The organism is Palleronia pontilimi (assembly GCF_016412875.1).
In the GTDB taxonomy this organism is placed as follows: domain Bacteria; phylum Pseudomonadota; class Alphaproteobacteria; order Rhodobacterales; family Rhodobacteraceae; genus Palleronia; species Palleronia pontilimi.
In genome coordinates this window covers 126,291-142,442 of the sequence record NZ_JAEKPD010000001.1, presented here as the reverse complement: position 1 = coordinate 142,442, position 16,152 = coordinate 126,291, and the positions used below count along the sequence as shown (strand labels likewise).

General features: G+C 66.4%; 14 protein-coding genes. 5 read left to right on the top strand and 9 right to left on the bottom strand.

The window, feature by feature from the left end; translation table 11 throughout:
* Nucleotides 1–14 precede the first annotated feature (14 nt).
* The 4 genes from tilS to ILP92_RS00700 all read left to right on the top strand — a co-directional run bounded on the left by tilS (nt 15) and on the right by ILP92_RS00700 (nt 4,534).
* A complete protein-coding gene (gene tilS, locus ILP92_RS00715; RefSeq protein WP_198914452.1) occupies nt 15–1,232 on the top strand; it encodes a tRNA lysidine(34) synthetase TilS in 1,218 nt (405 codons plus the stop codon).
* 73 nt (nt 1,233–1,305) lie between these two features.
* Nucleotides 1,306–3,225: an ATP-dependent zinc metalloprotease FtsH gene (gene ftsH, locus ILP92_RS00710; RefSeq protein WP_198914451.1), complete on the top strand. Its 1,920-nt coding sequence runs from the start codon at nt 1,306–1,308 to the stop codon at nt 3,223–3,225.
* Nucleotides 3,226–3,305: 80 nt separating this feature from the next.
* Nucleotides 3,306–3,947 (top strand): hypothetical protein, encoded by a 642-nt coding sequence (locus tag ILP92_RS00705; protein ID WP_198914450.1) that lies wholly within the window; start codon nt 3,306–3,308, stop codon nt 3,945–3,947.
* The gene (locus ILP92_RS00700; protein ID WP_198914449.1) at nt 3,947–4,534 is read left to right on the top strand and encodes an MOSC domain-containing protein; all 588 of its coding nucleotides are present in this window, start codon (nt 3,947–3,949) and stop codon (nt 4,532–4,534) included. The genes ILP92_RS00705 and ILP92_RS00700 overlap by 1 nt, the downstream gene beginning before the upstream one ends.
* 7 nt (nt 4,535–4,541) lie before the next feature.
* Here the strand turns inward: ILP92_RS00700 and folD are convergent, their stop codons facing one another.
* The 6 genes from folD to ILP92_RS00670 all read right to left on the bottom strand — a co-directional run bounded on the left by folD (nt 4,542) and on the right by ILP92_RS00670 (nt 12,418).
* Nucleotides 4,542–5,432 (bottom strand): bifunctional methylenetetrahydrofolate dehydrogenase/methenyltetrahydrofolate cyclohydrolase FolD, encoded by an 891-nt coding sequence (gene folD, locus ILP92_RS00695; protein ID WP_198914448.1) that lies wholly within the window; start codon nt 5,430–5,432, stop codon nt 4,542–4,544.
* Nucleotides 5,433–5,519: 87 nt separating this feature from the next.
* On the bottom strand, nt 5,520–7,196 hold the full coding sequence (locus ILP92_RS00690; RefSeq protein WP_198914447.1) for a formate--tetrahydrofolate ligase: 1,677 nt from the start codon (nt 7,194–7,196) through the stop codon (nt 5,520–5,522).
* A gap of 311 nt (nt 7,197–7,507) precedes the next feature.
* Nucleotides 7,508–7,870: a PaaI family thioesterase gene (locus tag ILP92_RS00685; RefSeq protein ID WP_198914847.1), complete on the bottom strand. Its 363-nt coding sequence runs from the start codon at nt 7,868–7,870 to the stop codon at nt 7,508–7,510.
* 38 nt (nt 7,871–7,908) lie between these two features.
* Entirely contained in the window at nt 7,909–8,580 is a 672-nt protein-coding gene (gene pdeM, locus ILP92_RS00680) for a ligase-associated DNA damage response endonuclease PdeM (RefSeq protein ID WP_198914446.1), read from the bottom strand.
* 37 nt (nt 8,581–8,617) lie between these two features.
* Nucleotides 8,618–11,065, bottom strand: a complete 2,448-nt coding sequence (locus ILP92_RS00675) for a ligase-associated DNA damage response DEXH box helicase (protein ID WP_198914445.1) — start codon at nt 11,063–11,065, stop codon at nt 8,618–8,620.
* A 42-nt stretch (nt 11,066–11,107) separates the two neighbouring features.
* Entirely contained in the window at nt 11,108–12,418 is a 1,311-nt protein-coding gene (locus tag ILP92_RS00670) for a DUF8689 domain-containing protein (protein ID WP_198914444.1), read from the bottom strand.
* Between the two features lie 124 nt (nt 12,419–12,542).
* Between ILP92_RS00670 and ILP92_RS00665 the strand changes: the two genes are divergently transcribed.
* Nucleotides 12,543–14,195 (top strand): hypothetical protein, encoded by a 1,653-nt coding sequence (locus ILP92_RS00665; protein ID WP_198914443.1) that lies wholly within the window; start codon nt 12,543–12,545, stop codon nt 14,193–14,195.
* On the opposite strand, the gene ILP92_RS00660 is transcribed toward ILP92_RS00665, so the two are convergent.
* From ILP92_RS00660 to ILP92_RS00650, 3 genes are read right to left on the bottom strand one after another with little or no spacing between them, the layout of a single operon-like run.
* Complete coding sequence (locus tag ILP92_RS00660; protein WP_438361540.1) at nt 14,171–14,668, bottom strand: prepilin peptidase; 498 nt, start codon at nt 14,666–14,668, stop codon at nt 14,171–14,173. The two genes, ILP92_RS00665 and ILP92_RS00660, sit on opposite strands and share 25 nt — an antisense overlap.
* 20 nt (nt 14,669–14,688) lie before the next feature.
* Nucleotides 14,689–15,549: a tetratricopeptide repeat protein gene (locus ILP92_RS00655; protein ID WP_198914442.1), complete on the bottom strand. Its 861-nt coding sequence runs from the start codon at nt 15,547–15,549 to the stop codon at nt 14,689–14,691.
* Between the two features lie 44 nt (nt 15,550–15,593).
* Entirely contained in the window at nt 15,594–16,151 is a 558-nt protein-coding gene (locus ILP92_RS00650) for a tetratricopeptide repeat protein (RefSeq protein ID WP_198914441.1), read from the bottom strand.
* Between the last annotated feature and the right edge of the window lies 1 nt (nt 16,152).

Genomic DNA, 16,152 nt, shown 5'->3' with positions numbered 1-16,152 from the left:
GGACCCTCCGCCATATGGAGCCGCCCGCCGCGCTTCTGAGCCTTGCCGACGCCGACGGTCCGATCGGCGTCGCCATCTCGGGCGGCAGCGATTCGACGGCCCTTCTGATGCTCGCCATCGCCGCCCTGGGGCCCGCGCGACTGCGCGCGGCGACGGTCGATCATCAGTTGCGCCCCGCTGCCGCCGATGAGGCGAAATCCGTCGCCCGGCTCTGCGCCCGGCACGGTGTCGCGCACGAAATCCTGCACTGGCAAGCGCCGGATCTGTCCGGCAACCTTCAGTCCAAGGCCCGCGACGCCCGCTACGCGCTGCTGGCGGATTGGGCGCGGGCGCAAGGCTGCGCGACGGTGCTTCTGGGGCACACGCAGGATGACCAGGCGGAAACGGTGCTGATGCAGATGGCGCGCAGCGCCGGGCTGTCGGGATTGTCGGCCATGAACGGGCGTGTGGTGCGCCACGGCGTCACCTTCGTCCGCCCCCTGCTCGACACCCCGCGCGACGCGTTGCGGGATTGGCTGCGCGATCTGGGCATCTGCTGGAGCGACGATCCCACCAATGCAGACGCGCGCTACACCCGCGTTCGGACCCGCGCCGCGCTGAAGCACCTGGCGCCACTGGGGCTGGATGCGGCGGCGCTGTCCTCGATGGCCGCGCGGTTGCGACGGACCGATGACGGCGTGCGGCAATTGCTGGCCGATTGGGCGCAGGCGCATACCCGCGTGGTCGCGGGCGACATCGTGCTCGACGCCGCGGCGCTGTCCCGCCTGCACCCCGACATGGCGCGACGAGTCCTTGGTGCGGCCATCACCTTCGTGACCGGAGCGCCTTACCCGCCCCGCGGACGCGATACGCTCAGGCTGCTGGGCGGGCTGTCGCACCCGCAAACGCTGCAGGGCTGTATCCTGTATCCGCTTGGCGACACGATCTGCATCGGACGCGAGCCAAGCCACGCCGCGCGATCCGAACCGATCCCGCCGGGCCAGGTCTGGGACGGGCGCTGGCGTCTCGACCGGCCTTTGCCGGACGGCGCCCATGTCGCCGCCTGCGGGCCGGAAGGCCTGGCCCAGCACCCCGATTGGCGCGCGCTCGGTCATCCGCGCCTGCGCCTTCTGTCGGCTCCCGCCATTTGGCGCGAAAGTCGCCTGATCGCGCTTCCGATCGACCCGAAAGACACGTCATGGACCGCCACCTTCTGCCGTGACGATTTTCCACACTGGCTTCTCTCGCATTGAACGCGGGACGCTGATAACTATCTGTCAATCAGATCCGGTTAAGCCGGAGTGAACCCAGGTAAGGGAGATATCCTTGGGCAACGCGCGCAACATCGCTTTCTGGCTGGTCCTGTTCTTCTTGGTCCTGGCCCTGTTCAACCTGTTCTCGGGCAACTCCGGCAACCTCAACTCGCGGCAGATCAGTTATTCCGAGTTCATCGAACGCGTCGAAACGGGTGGCGTGTCGGCCGTGACGCTCGATGGCGAAAACGTGATGTTCCGCGGTGCGGATGGACAGGACTACGTGACGATTCGGCCCGACAGCGGCGATCAGCTGACCGAGCGCCTGATCGACAACGACGTCACCGTGAATGCCAAGCCGCAGGAACAGTCGGGCTTCACCACGGTGTTGCTGAGCTTCCTGCCCTTCCTGCTGCTGATCGGCGTCTGGATCTACTTCATGAACCGGATGCAGGGCGGCGGCAAAGGCGGCGCCATGGGCTTCGGCAAGTCGCGCGCCAAGCTGCTGACCGAAAAGCACGGCCGCGTTACCTTCGACGACGTGGCGGGCATCGACGAGGCCAAGGAAGAGCTCGAGGAAATCGTCGAATTCCTGCGCAACCCGCAGAAATTCTCGCGCCTGGGCGGCAAGATCCCCAAGGGCGCGCTGCTGGTCGGCCCTCCGGGCACCGGTAAGACGCTTCTGGCCCGCGCCATCGCGGGCGAGGCGGGCGTGCCCTTCTTCACCATCTCCGGCTCTGACTTCGTCGAGATGTTCGTGGGCGTCGGCGCAAGCCGCGTGCGCGACATGTTCGAGCAGGCCAAGAAGAACGCGCCCTGCATCGTCTTCATCGACGAAATCGACGCGGTCGGCCGCTCGCGTGGCGTGGGCTACGGCGGCGGCAACGACGAACGCGAGCAGACGCTGAACCAGCTTCTGGTCGAGATGGACGGTTTCGAGGCCAACGAAGGCATCATCATCGTCGCGGCGACCAACCGCCCCGACGTACTCGACCCCGCACTTCTGCGCCCCGGGCGCTTCGACCGCCAGGTTCAGGTCCCGAACCCCGACATCAAGGGCCGCGAAAAGATCCTGGGCGTTCACGCTCGCAAGGTGCCGCTGGGTCCGAACGTGGACCTGCGCATCATCGCGCGCGGCACCCCGGGATTCTCGGGCGCCGACCTCGCGAACCTGGTCAACGAATCGGCCCTGACGGCGGCCCGTGTCGGTCGGCGTTTCGTCACCATGGAGGATTTCGAGAACGCTAAGGACAAGGTCATGATGGGCTCCGAGCGGCGCTCGATGGTCATGACCGAGGACGAGAAGAAGCTGACCGCCTATCACGAAGCTGGTCATGCCATCGTCGGTTTGAACGTCCCGCAGCACGACCCGATCCACAAGGCAACCATCATCCCGCGCGGTCGGGCGCTGGGCCTCGTCCTGTCGCTGCCCGAGCGTGACCAGCTTTCGGTCAGCTGGACGAAGTACACGTCCAAGATCGCCATGGCGATGGGTGGCCGCGTGGCCGAAGAGCTGATCTTCGGGAAGGAAAACGTGACGTCCGGCGCCGCGTCGGACATTCAGCAGGTCAGCAAGATCGCCCGCGCGATGGTCACCCAGTTTGGCTTTGCCGATGAGCTCGGCTTCGTCGATTACGCCAACGAACAGCAAAGCTATCTGGGCGCCTATGGCGGCGGCACCAACCACTCGGCCGCGACGCAGAAGATCATCGACGACAAGGTGAAAGAGATCATTGACGACGGCTACGAAACCGCCAAGCGGATCCTGACCGAGAAGCGCGAGGATCTCGAGCGCCTGGCCCAGGGCCTTCTCGAATACGAGACGCTCACCGGCAACGAGATCCAGAAGGTCATCAACGGTGAGCCCCTGAGCCGCGGCGACGACGATAGCGGCAGCTCGGACCAGGGCAACGCGCCATCTGTGACGTCGATTCCGAAGACGAAGCCCAAGCCCAAGCCGGAAGGCGGGTTGGAGCCCGAGCCCTCGGCCTGATCCAATCACCTCGACCTGAAGGCCGCGTCCACCAACGACGCGGCCTTCGCGCTTTTCCGGACACCTCCGCGTAGATCCCCATGCCTCGAACGCCCGCCCGCCTTTCCCCCGTGACCGTCTTGTGCTGGGCTCAGGCCGTGATCCTGGCCTTCGTGTCCGTGGATCTGCTGCGCTCGCAGCAGGGCAAGTGGCTTCTGCGCGAAGGCGGCGGGATCGAATCCGTCTCCGCGGTCCTGCTGGCCGGTGCCGCGCTTCTCTACCTTACCTACACCCCGTCGCGGCAAACCTGGCATGTGCCGGTCGGCCTGATCCTTTTGGCCATGCGCGAGCTGGATTTCGACAAGCGCTTCACCTCGGAAGGGGTGTTGCAGCTGCGTCTTTACAGCGGCGACGCGCCGATGGCCGAAAAACTGGTCGGCGCGGCGATCGTTCTCCTGGCGCTGGTGGTTCTGGCCCGACTGGCGCTGTTCCAGGCGATGCCATGGCTGCGGGCGCTTCTGCGCGGCGCGGCCTGGGCCTGGCTTTTCGCCCTGAGCGCGGCCTTGATCGTCATCGCCAAGTCCCTGGACGGGATCGCGCGCAAGCTTGCCCCGCTGGGCATCGACGTGCCCGCGGATCTGTCTGATCTGAGCTCCCGGGTCGAAGAGCTGTTCGAGCTGTTCTTCGCGCTGGCCTTGCTGGCCTCGCTGACGCTGGTCCTGCGCACACGCGATGCCGCCTGATGCCTGCCCTGAAGCCCAGCGGCCACGCGGCGCGAATCACTTGGCTGGGCCTCGTGCCCCATCGCGATCGCAAGGCCGTGGAGGGTGCGCCGGTCGCATCGATGCAACTGGATTTCGGTGGTCTGGTCGGCGAGGTTCACGCGGGGCTGACGCGCCCCTCGTGCAGCCGGGTGACCGCGCAGCATCCTCGCGGCACGGAAATCGCCAATGTGCGCCAGGTGTCGATCCTGTCGGCCGAGGAACTGGCGCAGATCGCCGACCGGATGGGCCTCCAGACGCTTGACCCCGCGTGGCTGGGCGCCTCGATCGTGGTGGAGGGCCTGCCGGATTTCAGCCATCTGCCGCCATCGTCGCGGCTGCAGGGCCCCGACGGCGTCACGCTGGTCGTCGACATGCAGAACCGCCCCTGCCACCTTCCCGCCCTGACCATCGAAGAGCGGCTGGGCGCGGCGGGCAAGGGGTTCAAGGTGGCCGCGAAGGGTCTGCGCGGCATCACGGCCTGGGTCGAACGGCCCGGCACCTTGGCGCTGGGCGAAACCATGCGTCTGCATCTTCCAGACCAGCGAGCCTGGCAGCCGGGCGACTGAGCCGGAACTAGGCGGTCAGACCGTCGGGCTCTTTCAGGTCGTGCGCCCGGCAGAACGCCGTAACCGTGTTGGCCAGCAGGCAAGCGATGGTCATGGGCCCGACGCCGCCGGGCACAGGCGTGATCGCGCCCGCGACCTCGGCGCAGGAGGCGAAGTCGCAATCGCCCACCAGCCGGGAAGCGCCATCACGCTCGACACGGTTGATGCCCACGTCGATGACGGTCGCGCCCGGCTTCACGTAATCGCCCGTCACCATCTCGGGTCGGCCGACCGCCGCCACCAGGATGTCGGCGCGGCGCGTGACCTCGGCCAGGTCCCGCGTCCGCGAATGCGCTATCGTGACGGTGCAGCTGTCCCCCAGCAACAGCTGCGCCATGGGCTTGCCTACGATGTTGGACCGCCCCAGCACCACCGCGTCCATGCCCGACAGCGACCCGTGATGGTCGCGCAGCATCATCAGGCAGCCCAGCGGCGTGCAGGGCACCATGGCCTTTTGCCCGGTCCCCAGCAGCCCCACATTCGAAACGTGAAAGCCATCCACGTCCTTGGCTGGATCGATGGCGTTGATCACCAAATCGCTGTCCAGGTGAGCGGGCAGGGGCAGTTGCACCAGGATCCCGTGCACCTGGGCATCCGCGTTCAGCCGGGCGATCAGGGCCATCAGGTCGACCTGGGTGGTGTCGGCGGGCAGACGATGCTCGAAGGATTGCATCCCGCATTCCTTGGTCATCTTGCCTTTCGAGCGGACATAGACCTGGCTGGCCGGATCCTCGCCGACCAGCACCACCGCAAGACCGGGGGCTGTGCCCTGCTCGTCGCGCAGCCGCGCGACGTGATCGGCGACGCGGGCGCGGATGGTGGCGGCGAAGGCCTTGCCGTCGATGATTGCGGCGCTCATGGTCGGTCCTTTCTCAGGGCGGATCGGCGGGGGCGGGACCCCGGCCTTGCGGGCGTTCGGAAAGGCGGCAGTAATCCCGCACGCCGCTCAGAACAACCCTTCGATCTGGCCGTCGTCGTTCAGCATGATCGCCTCGGCCGAGGGGACGCGGGGCAGGCCCGGCATGGTCATGATCTCGCCGCAGATCGCCACGACGAAACCCGCGCCCGCCGACAGCCGCACTTCGCGCACCGGGACGGTGAAGCCGGTGGGGGCGCCGCGCGCCTCGGGGTCGGTCGAGAAGCTGTACTGCGTCTTTGCCATGCAGACCGGAAGGTGCCCGTATCCTTGGTCTTCCCACTGCTTCAGCTGCGCGCGGATCTTGCCGTCGATCAGGGCGCCATCGGCGCGATAGATCTTGCGGCAGATCGTGTCGATCTTGTCGGCCAGTTTCATGTCGTCTGGATAGATCGGCGCGAAATTGGCGCTGCCCTGTTCCGCGATCTGCGCCACCCGCGTCGCCAGGTCCCGCGTCCCGTCCGAGCCGTTGGCCCAGTGCTTGCACAGGATCGCCTCGGAGCCTTGGGTCTTCACGAATTCCTGCACCGCGGCGATCTCGGCCGCGGTGTCGCCGTGGAAATGGTTGATGGCGACCACCACCGGTACGCCGAAACTTTTCACGTTCTCGATATGGCGTCCCAGGTTGGCGCAACCGGATTTCACGGCCTCGACGTTCTCGGAGCCCAGATCGGCCTTCGCCACGCCGCCGTTCATCTTCATGGCGCGCACGGTGGCGACCAGCACCACGCAGTCGGGCGCCAGCCCCGCCTTGCGGCACTTGATGTTCATGAACTTCTCGGCGCCCAGGTCGGCCCCGAAGCCCGCCTCGGTCACCACGTAATCGGCCACCTTCAGGGCCGTGGTCGTCGCGATCACCGAATTGCAGCCGTGGGCGATGTTGGCGAAAGGTCCGCCGTGGACGAAGGCGGGATTGTTTTCCAGCGTTTGCACCAGGTTCGGCTGCATCGCGTCCTTCAGCAGGACCGTCATGGCGCCGTCGGCCTTGATGTCGCGCGCGTAGATCGGATCGCGCTCGCGGGTGTAGGCGACGATGATGTCGCCCAGGCGCTTTTGCAGATCCGTCAGCGACGTGGCCAGGCACAGGCACGCCATGACTTCCGAGGCCACGGTGATGTCGAACCCCGTCTCGCGCGGGAAGCCGTTCGCGACACCGCCCAGGCTGGCGGTGATCTGGCGCAACGCGCGGTCGTTCATGTCCATGACGCGGCGCCAGACCACGCGGCGGGTGTCGATCTGCAGCTCGTTGCCCCAGTAGATGTGGTTGTCGATCATCGCCGATAGCAGATTGTGAGCACTGGTGATCGCGTGGAAATCGCCGGTGAAGTGCAAGTTCATCTCCTCCATCGGCACGACCTGGGCATAGCCGCCGCCCGCGGCCCCGCCCTTCATCCCGAAACAGGGTCCAAGCGATGCTTCGCGGATGCAGACCGCGGCTTTCTTGCCGATGGCGTTCAGCCCGTCACCCAGTCCCACGGTCGTCGTGGTCTTGCCCTCGCCCGCGGGGGTGGGGTTGATCGCCGTGACCAGAATCAGCTTTCCGTTCGGATTGTCCTGCACGCTGTCGATGAACCGTTGGCTGATCTTGGCCTTGTCGTGACCGTAAGGCAGCAGGTCGTCCGAGCCGATTCCAAGTTTCTCGCCGATCTCCTGGATCGGGCGCTTGCTGGCCTCGCGGGCGATTTCGATGTCGGACTTGAAGCTCATGGGATGGGGTTCCTTGGCGCTGGTGTTCTTTGGCTATAGCGGTGCGGGGGGCGGCGAAAGCGCGGATTTGCGACACTCGCACCGCCGGTTGCGTCCCGCCGGAAAACACGCATTCGTGACGGACCCGAATGCCCGTCGGCGAGTTTCAGCTTCGATCGCAAGAAAGGGTCACGTCATGAGTACATTCGTAACGATTTCCAGCGGCCTGCTTTTGGGCATGGCGCTGGCCACTCTGGCCCTTCTGTAAACGTTCCGGCCCTTCGGGGGCCGAAGGCCGCGCTCCGGTTCCCTCGGGCGCGGCCTTTTTCGTGTCAGACGGGCAGCATCGTGCCTTGCAGGATCGCGATTTCCGACATCGCGTCGCCGGTTCTGGCCCAGACAGTGGCGCGCACGATGGTGATGCGACGGCCGGGCTTCACCACCTCGCCCTTCGCGATCAGCAGGTCGCCCGCCGCCGGACGCAGCAGGTTGATCTTCATCTCGGTCGTCAGCACGTCCTGGCCGTCGTCCATCAGGGTCAGCGCGGCGTAACCCGCCGCGCTGTCACCGATGGCGAAGGTCAACCCGGCATGTCCGAAACCCTGCTGCTGGCGCGATCCCGGCAGGATCGGCGCTTCGATCATGGCGAAGCCATCGCCCAGATCGGCAAGCGTCGCGCCCAGTGTCCGCATCATCGTCTGGCGCGCGAAATTGGCCCGCAGGGTGTCGGCGTTCACGCGGCGCGCCGCCGCGGCAACGGCACCGCGCAGGGCCGGGGCCCGGTCAGGATCGCGCAGGCGCCATCGCCCATCAGCGCCGCGAAGGGCGCTGCGGTCCAGTCCAGCCCGCCCGTATAGGTGCCGAAGGCGGGCAGGATCATGTGCCGGTCGTCGTGCAGGAAACAGGGCCGCGACACGGATTTGCCGCGCACCCCCAGCCTGGCTTTCGGGTGATAATGGCCGCTGACCTCGCCCGGCGCGGGGGTGGCGATGTGGCGGAATGTCAGCGGCCCGATGCCCACGCGCGCCAAGGCGCGGCCGCCCAGGTCGCTGGGGGCGGGGTCGTGGTTGCCTGCGATCCAGATCCAGTCCCGGCCCGCCTGCATCCGGGCGATCCATTGCGCTTCGGTGTCGTCCAGCCCGGCCCGCGCGGCGTTGTCATCCAGCGAATCGCCCAAGCAGATCACCGTCGCCGGGTCGGTGGCGTCCAGCACGGCGTCGAGCCGCAGAAGCGTATCGCGCGCCTCGTAGGGGGGCAGCATGGCGCCGCCGCGCCGCGCCATCCGTTCGGATTTGCCCAGGTGCAGGTCCGACACGATCAGCACCCGACGCTCGGGCCAGGACAGCGCCCCCGAGCCCAGCGCCCGCAGCGCGACGCCCTGCAATATCACATCGACGAAGTTCATTCTTCGTTCTTAACGATTTCACCGCACCGACGGCAAGTCAGTAGGGCACGCGCCAGTGACGTTTTTCGTCCGCGGGCTTCATGTCCAGCCCCGCCGTGTCCATCAGCCGCTGGGCTTCCTCGGCGAGCAGCCGCTCGGTCGCGGCACCGTCCACCGGCACGCGCCCCGCTTCCAGGAACAGCGGCGCGGCCAGCGGAGTCACGCGGTCCAGCACCACGTGATCGACCCGTCCCGCTGTGCGCATCAGCATGTCCTCGATCCGGCCGAAATCCACGAGCCCCTTCAAGGCCTCTTCGCGGGTGATGTCCATCAGCAGGTGGTCGGGTTCGTACTTGTGCAGCACGTCGTACAGGATGTCGGCGCTGAACGTCGCCTGCTTGCCGGACTTGCGTTGGCCCCGCGTGGTCCGTTCGATCAGCCCCGAGATCACGGCCGACTGCTTGAACGTCCGTTTCATTACCGCGTTTCCGGCCAGCCACGTCTCGAAGGTTTCGCGCAATCCGTCGCGGTCGAACAGCGGCTCGGGGTGGACCAGCGTGTCGAGCCCCCAGATCAGCGTCGCGTAGTCGGTGCTGACGAACCCCATGGGATGCAGGCCCTGCTGCTCCATCCGGGCGGTCAGTAGCAGCCCCAGCGTCTGCATGGCGTTGCGCCCCGCGAAGCCGTAGACGCAGGTATGTTCGCGCCCGTCATGGGGGAACGACTCGATCAGGATGCGGTCGTGCTGCGGAAGCTGCGAGCGGTCGCGTTGCAGGTGCAGCCATTGCCGCGTGGGGTCTGGCAGTTCGGGCCAGTCGTCCTGGGCGAACATCCGCAGGATCCGCTCGGAAAGCTGCGTCGAGGTGGCGAATTTCGTGCCCATGAAGGTGGCGATCTTGGGCTGCTTGTCGGCGCGGCGCGTGACCTCGACGACCATTTCGCGCAACCCCTCGTAGCGCACGATCTGCCCGCCGATCAGGAACGTGTCGCCGGGGGTGAGCGTCGAGGCGAAGCCTTCCTCGATCTCGCCCAGGGGCGTGCCGCCGCGGCGGTTTTTCATCCGCACCTTCAGCAGGTCCGTGTCCATGATCGTGCCGATATTCTGGCGGATGCGCTGGGCCGCGCGCGGGTCGCGCAGGTGCCAGGTCCCGTCCGGGTCCTGCTTCAGCCGTTTCCACTGGTCATAGGCGCGCAGCGCGTAGCCGCCGGTGGCCACGAAGTCCAGGCAGGCGTCGAATTGCGCGCGGGTGAGCGAGGCATAGGCGCCCGCCGTCTTGACCTCGTTGTAAAGCGCGGTCGCCTCGAACGGCCCGGCGGCGGCGCGGATCAGGATGTGCTGGCACAGCACGTCGCGCGGTCCGGGGCCGCGCGGGTCGCCGTCGAGGTCACGTTCCTTGACGGCCTGCAGCGCGGCCACGCATTCCACCACCTCGAAGCGGTTGGCGGGCACCAGCAGCGCCTTCGAGGGCGCGTTGTAGCGGTGATTGGCCCGCCCGATCCGCTGCACCAGCCGTTTGACGTTCTTCGGCGCGCCGATCTGGATCACCAGGTCCACGTCGCCCCAGTCGATCCCGAGGTCCAGCGACCCGGTGCAGACGATCGCGCGCAGATCGCCCTGGACCATGGCCTGCTCGACGCGGGTGCGCTGTTCGCGCGACAGGCTGCCGTGGTGGATGCCGATGGGCAGCGCGTCGTCGTTCTGCAGCCACAGCTCGTGGAAGAAGATCTCGGCCTGGGCGCGGGTGTTGTGGAAGATCAGCGTCGTCTTGTGGGCCTTCACCTGCTCTAGCACCGCCGGGATCGCGTAGCGCCCGCCACCCCCCGACCAGGGCGGGGCGGCGTCGGTGTCCAGCATGGCGATGTCGGGGTCGGGACCGGGATCGGCGTAAAGGATCTCGCACGGGTCGGGATGCCGCGCGAGGAAGCTGGCAACGGCGGCCGGATCCTCGACCGTCGCCGACAGCCCGACGCGGCGCATGTCGGGGCACAGCGCCTGCAACCGGCTGAGCGCCAGCATCAGCTGGTCGCCGCGCTTCGATTCGCTCAGCGCGTGGATCTCGTCCACCACCACGCGCTTCAGGCCCGCGAACATGCGCGGCGCGTCTTCGTAGCTGACCAGCAGCGCCAGGCTTTCGGGCGTCGTCAGCAGGATATGCGGCGGGTCGGCGCGCTGGCGCTTCTTGCGCGTGGCGCTGGTGTCGCCGGTCCGATCCTCGATCCGGATCGGCAACCCCATCTCGGTCACGGGCGTCGTCAGGTTGCGCTTGATATCGGCGGCCAGCGCCTTCAGAGGCGAGATATAAAGCGTGTGCAGCCCGTCGTGATCGGTGTCGGCCAGATCGACCAGCGTGGGCAGGAACCCCGCCAGCGTCTTGCCGCCGCCGGTGGGCGCGATCAGCAGCAGCGCGGGCGCATCGGCGCGCGCGAGCATGTCCCGCTGGTGGGGGTGGACCTGCCACCCCCGTCGCGCAAACCAGTCTGAAAACCTGTCGGGCAGCCTGTCCATCCCCCTCATCTAGGGGCGGCGCGCGGCATTTCGAAGGGCGCGTCAGTGCTGGATGTCGGCCTCTTCCACGAACATGTTGGCCCAGGCCCGGTCGATCAGCTCGGGGCTCATCTGGTTGGGGATCCCTTCGAATTCGCAGATCGAGATCATCTGGTCGATCAGGAAGATCGGCTGGTAGTTGGCATAGACGTTGTCGATCTCGGGATAGCGGTTTTTCAACAGGTGGATCAGCGTCGCCTCGTCCAACGGCATCTTCTTCTTCTTGGCCACCAGGCTGAAGATCTTCAGGAAATCCTTCTGGTTCGGCCCGTCGATCTTGATCTTGTAGAAGATCCGGCGCAGCGCCGCCTTGTCGAAGATCTTGTTCGGGTGGAAGTTGGTCGAGAAAATCACCAGCGTGTCGAACGGCACCTCGAACTTCTCGCCCGATTGCAGGGCCAGGATGTCCTTGCTTTCTTCCAGCGGCACGATCCAGCGGTTGATCAGCGCCTGGGGCGGGTCTTCCTGTCGGCCAAGGTCGTCGACGATGAACACGCCGCCGGTGGATTTCAGCTGCAAGGGCGCCTGGTAGGTGCGCGCGGTCTCGTTATAGACGAGGTCCAGCATGTCCAGGCGCAGCTCGCCGCCGGTGATGACCGTGGGCCGGTCGCACATGACATAGCGCGTGTCGAAGCGGGTCTTGCGGCGCAGCGCGGTGGGGTCGTCTTCCTGGTCCTCGGCGGCCGAGTGAACGATCGGGTCGTAAACGGTGATGACCTGGCCCGCGTATTCGATGGCGCGCGGCACGTAGATCTTGTCGCCCAGCGCGTCGCGGATCCCGTTCGAGATCGACGACTTACCGTTGCCGGGCGGCCCGTACATCAGGATCGAGCGGCCCGATCCCACCGCGGGGCCCAGGTTGTCGATCAGGTTGTCGGGCAGCACCAGGTGACCCATGGCGCCCAGCAATTGCTGGCGGGTGATGGCGATGTTGCGGATCGACTGACGCTTGACCTGCTCGCGGTATATGTCCAGCGGGACCGGCATTGCGCCGTAATATTCGGACTGACCCAGGGCTTCGAGCGCGCGCGCCTTGCCTGCGTCGCTGAGCTGATAGGCCATTTCGCCCGAGCTTCCCGCATGCATGCTGCCCATCGCCTCGATCAGTTTCTGGCGGCGCGCGATGTCGATCAGTTCCTGCGTGACCGCGACGGGCAGCGCGATGCGCTTGGCGATATCGGACGTCTCGGAGGCGTTGGTGCGGAAGATCGTCTTCAGCAGGATATCCCGCATCATCACCGGCGACAGCAGCATGTCCTCGAGCGTTTTGGGGACAGGGGGCGCGGTGACGCCAAGGGTGGGGGTCATGTTCATCTGCAAGCTGCCTTTTCTGTCGTTTGCCGCAGCGTTTCCATATTTCGGACAATCCCGCGCGGTATCTGCTGATCGACGACGAATATGCCGGGCCAATATGGCCAAAAAATGAAGGAACGCAGGAATGAACGGAGCAAACCCCATTCGCATGGCGCTGTGGTGCGCGGGCCTGATCGCCCTGTTCTCGGGGTTGGCGCTGATGAAGGGCGGGCTTTTTGCGGACCGCTACGAAGGCGACATGCTGCACCTGGTCGAGATCATCCTTCGCGTGGCCGACGGGCAGATCCCGCACGTGGATTTTATGACGCCCATCGGCGTTCTGGCGGTCTGGCCCATCGCGCTGTTCGTCGAGCAGGGCTACGGCGTCGGCATCGCGGTGCATCTGGGCCAGCTGCTGGTGGCGCTGGTCATCGCGCCGCTGACGGTCTGGGTGGCCTGCAGCCGCTTTTCGGGCGTGCTGGCCATGGGATACGTGCTGCTGGTCATGGTCTTCGCGCTGGCGCTGGTCCATGGCGAAGCGATCCCCAATATCTCGATGTCGATGCATTACAACCGCTGGGCCTGGGCGCTGGCCTTCGTGATGCTGCCGGTGGGGTTGTTGCCGCCGCTGCGCCAATCCGCGACTTTGGACGCGCTGGCGCTGGGCCTGCCCATGGCGGCGCTGGTGCTGATCAAGGTCACCTATGTCGTGGCGCTGGCCCCGGGGCTGATCGTCATGCTGGCCGCGCGGCGCGAATACCGCGCGCTGCTGGGCGGCATCGCGGTGACGCTGGTGGCGCTCGCGCTCTTCACGGCGGTCATGGGCTTCGACTATTGGGCCGCCTATGTCGGTGACATCCTGGCCACGTCACGATCCGAAATCCGCGCCCATCCCGGCCAGAAGCTCGACCAGGTGCTGACCGGCCCGCTGTTTCTGGGCGGCCACCTTCTGGCGCTGATCGCCATCGTCATGTTGCGCCGCGCGGGCCTGCACGTGCTGGGGCTAGGGTTGATGGCGTTCCTGCCGGGCTTCATCTTCATCACATACCAGAATTTCGGCAACGATCCGCAATGGATGCTGATCGCGGGTCTCGCGATCCTCATGTCCATCGGCAGCCTGCGCCCGGACCCCGATGCGCGCTGGGACAGGCGCACCATCCTGGCGATGGTGTCGGTGGGGATGCTGGCGGCGTCGGCGCCGTCGTTCTTCAACCTGGCCTACAGCCCGATGCGCCACTACAGTGAGGACACGACCGCCTTCACCACCGTCTTCCCGCGCTCGGACCAGCACGACGATTTCTTCACCGACACGCGCCGCGTCTTCCAGGTGAACATGCAGATCGCGGGCGAAGACGCGGTGACCGATTTCCGGCGCTTCGCCGACCTGGCCGAGCGCCCGCCCGTCACCATGGTCAACGGCGAAGTGCTCGAGGAATGTTCGCTGCACAACGGCCTGATCGCGTGGTTCGACACGGCCGCGCGGCAGCTCGAAGACATCGGGCTGGGCGACGATGCGCATGTGCTGGTGGCCGACCTGCTCAGCGCGCTGTGGATGTATTCCGACCACCTGTCGTCCTTGCGGGGCGGGGCGCCCTGGCGCTACGGCGGTGCGCCGGGGATCGAGGATGCCAGCCACGTGCTGGTGCCGCTTTGCGCGATCAACTCGAAGACGCGTGCGGCGATCATGACCTCGATCGACGAGGCAGGGTATCCGCTGACCGAAGTGGCGCGGACCGAGCTGTTCATCTTGTTGAAGAAGGGCGCGCCCGCCGTTCAGACGGCGGCCAACAGCAGGTAGAACAGCAGCGCAGGAGCCAGCGCCAGACCCATGGGAAACTTCCGCGATGTCCAGCTTTCCCAGCCGGGCGCGCGGCCCCGGATCGCGGGCGTGGCGCGCGCGATGCGATGGGTGGCGAACGCGGCCAGAAGGATCGCAGCGAAGAGATACATCAGCATCGCCGCGTCCTGCAGGAAGACGAAGGGGGCTGCGGCCGCGGCGAATTTGGCGTCACCCGCGCCCAGCGCCCCACCCATGTTCAGGACGAACCCGATTACCAGCACCACGACAAGGTGAACCCATTGCCACGCCCAGACCGGCAGCGGCAGAACGAAGGGCCCCACGATCAGGTAGATCAGCGCCAGCGCCATGACGGCCTTGTTGGGGATCTTCATGCGCGCCATGTCGGACCACGCGACCCAGACACAGACGGGCAGGACGAACGGAATGAATGCCCGTGCGGCCAGGTCCGGCAGCGTCAGCGCCGCCGTGATCTGCTCGAACTGGTCCACCGTCAGTTTGCGACGTTGGACTCAAGCGCGGCCAGGGCGCGGGCGGCCACGTCGAAATGCTGCGGATGGGTGTCGACCGCTTCGGTCAGCAGACCGCGCCCGGTGGTCACGTCACCCTGTTTCACGGCCGCCAGGCCCAGCGTGTGCAGCAATTGCGCGCGCTCGATCTGGGTCATGGGGACGACCGGCAGCTCGTATTTGCGCTGGGCGCCGCGCGCCAGCGTCAGGTTGTTCTTCGCGGTGAACAGCCCGCTGTCATGGGTCAGCGCGTCGGCGAACAGCTTCTCGGCGCCCGCGTAATCGCCGCGCGTCAATTTTGAATAGCCCCAGTTGTTCAGCACGCCCGCGGGCTTCGTCGTCAGCCCGGCGGCGGTCTGGTAGAAACTGTCGGCCTTCTGCCATTGCTTGTTGCCGTCGGCGATCATCGCCTCGAGCCGGAAGCGGCGATAGGTCTCCACGTTGGGCGGGATCTTGTTCAGCTGCTCTTCGGCGCCATCCCAGTCGCCCGCGCGGAGCAGCGCGTCGGCCAGGCCCATGCGGTCGTCGTGGGTTGCCTCGGGCATCTCGGCGATCTTGGCCCAGACCGGTGCCGCCTGCGCGGGCTTCTTGGCGCGGATCAGCGACGTGGCCAGACCGCGCTGCAAGTCGATGCGGCTGGGATCCGCGGCGACAGACTTGCGGAAATAGGCGACCGCTTCGTTGGGATCGGCCACCGTCAGCATGATGTCGCTCAGATTGCTTTCGTCGATGACGTTGACTTCCTTCAGCGCCCGCTCGACTTCGGCCTCGTCCGACCGCCCGCCACATGCGGAAACGAAAAGCGCGCTGCCAAGGCAGAGCGTCACAAGAATGGAATGGCGCATGTTGCCTGCGTCCTTCTACCTGCTCGATTTATTCGATCTTGCTGTCAGGAGGTCGCAAGGATCAGGTAGGACCCGCCGCCACGACGCACCAACGCAAAATTCGCGTTATTATCGTCAGAATAGGGCGCGTTTTCGATTTTTGCGAGCGCTAAGGTCAGATTTGCGCGGATGTCGTCGCTTTTGCCACTATCGGCAGCGAAGGCGGCCTGGAAAATGCGGCTGGCTTCGGCCGCTTCGCCCGTTTCCATGAGCACGACGCCCAGGTTGTTCAGCGCCGGGACGTGGGTGGGATCCTTCTCGACGGCCTGGCGCAGCAACCGCTCAGATTGGCCAAGCCGACCCAGTTTCAGGTTCACCGAGCCCAGCGCGCTCAGCACGTCGACATCGGTGCCCCGCTCGCTGGCGCTGCGCAGATAGGCTTTCAGCGCAAGCTCGTACTCGCCCGCCTCCATCAGGCGGTGGCCGACGAGCAGCCCGTCCACGCTGTCGGCGCGCCGGTCCACGGCACTGGGGGCGAACACGCCGTCGGACGCGGATTGACCGCCCGTTTGCGAACAGGCGGCCAGACCGAGTGTCAGGATCAGAAGCGCGATGCGCGTCACG

Excerpts from the sequence above, each read along its gene's own strand:
- ILP92_RS00700 (WP_198914449.1), top strand. The coding sequence starts at position 3,947 with ATGCCTGCCCTGAAGCCCAGCGGCCACGCGGCGCGAATCACTTGGCTG.
- ILP92_RS00670 (WP_198914444.1), bottom strand. The coding sequence starts at position 12,418 with ATGAACATGACCCCCACCCTTGGCGTCACCGCGCCCCCTGTCCCCAAA.
- ILP92_RS00665 (WP_198914443.1), top strand. The coding sequence starts at position 12,543 with ATGAACGGAGCAAACCCCATTCGCATGGCGCTGTGGTGCGCGGGCCTG.
- pdeM (WP_198914446.1), bottom strand. The coding sequence starts at position 8,580 with ATGAACTTCGTCGATGTGATATTGCAGGGCGTCGCGCTGCGGGCGCTG.
- ILP92_RS00675 (WP_198914445.1), bottom strand. The coding sequence starts at position 11,065 with ATGGACAGGCTGCCCGACAGGTTTTCAGACTGGTTTGCGCGACGGGGG.
- folD (WP_198914448.1), bottom strand. The coding sequence starts at position 5,432 with ATGAGCGCCGCAATCATCGACGGCAAGGCCTTCGCCGCCACCATCCGC.
- ILP92_RS00685 (WP_198914847.1), bottom strand. The coding sequence starts at position 7,870 with ATGATGCGGACACTGGGCGCGACGCTTGCCGATCTGGGCGATGGCTTC.
- ILP92_RS00655 (WP_198914442.1), bottom strand. The coding sequence starts at position 15,549 with ATGCGCCATTCCATTCTTGTGACGCTCTGCCTTGGCAGCGCGCTTTTC.
- ILP92_RS00690 (WP_198914447.1), bottom strand. The coding sequence starts at position 7,196 with ATGAGCTTCAAGTCCGACATCGAAATCGCCCGCGAGGCCAGCAAGCGC.
- ILP92_RS00705 (WP_198914450.1), top strand. The coding sequence starts at position 3,306 with ATGCCTCGAACGCCCGCCCGCCTTTCCCCCGTGACCGTCTTGTGCTGG.
- tilS (WP_198914452.1), top strand. The coding sequence starts at position 15 with ATGGAGCCGCCCGCCGCGCTTCTGAGCCTTGCCGACGCCGACGGTCCG.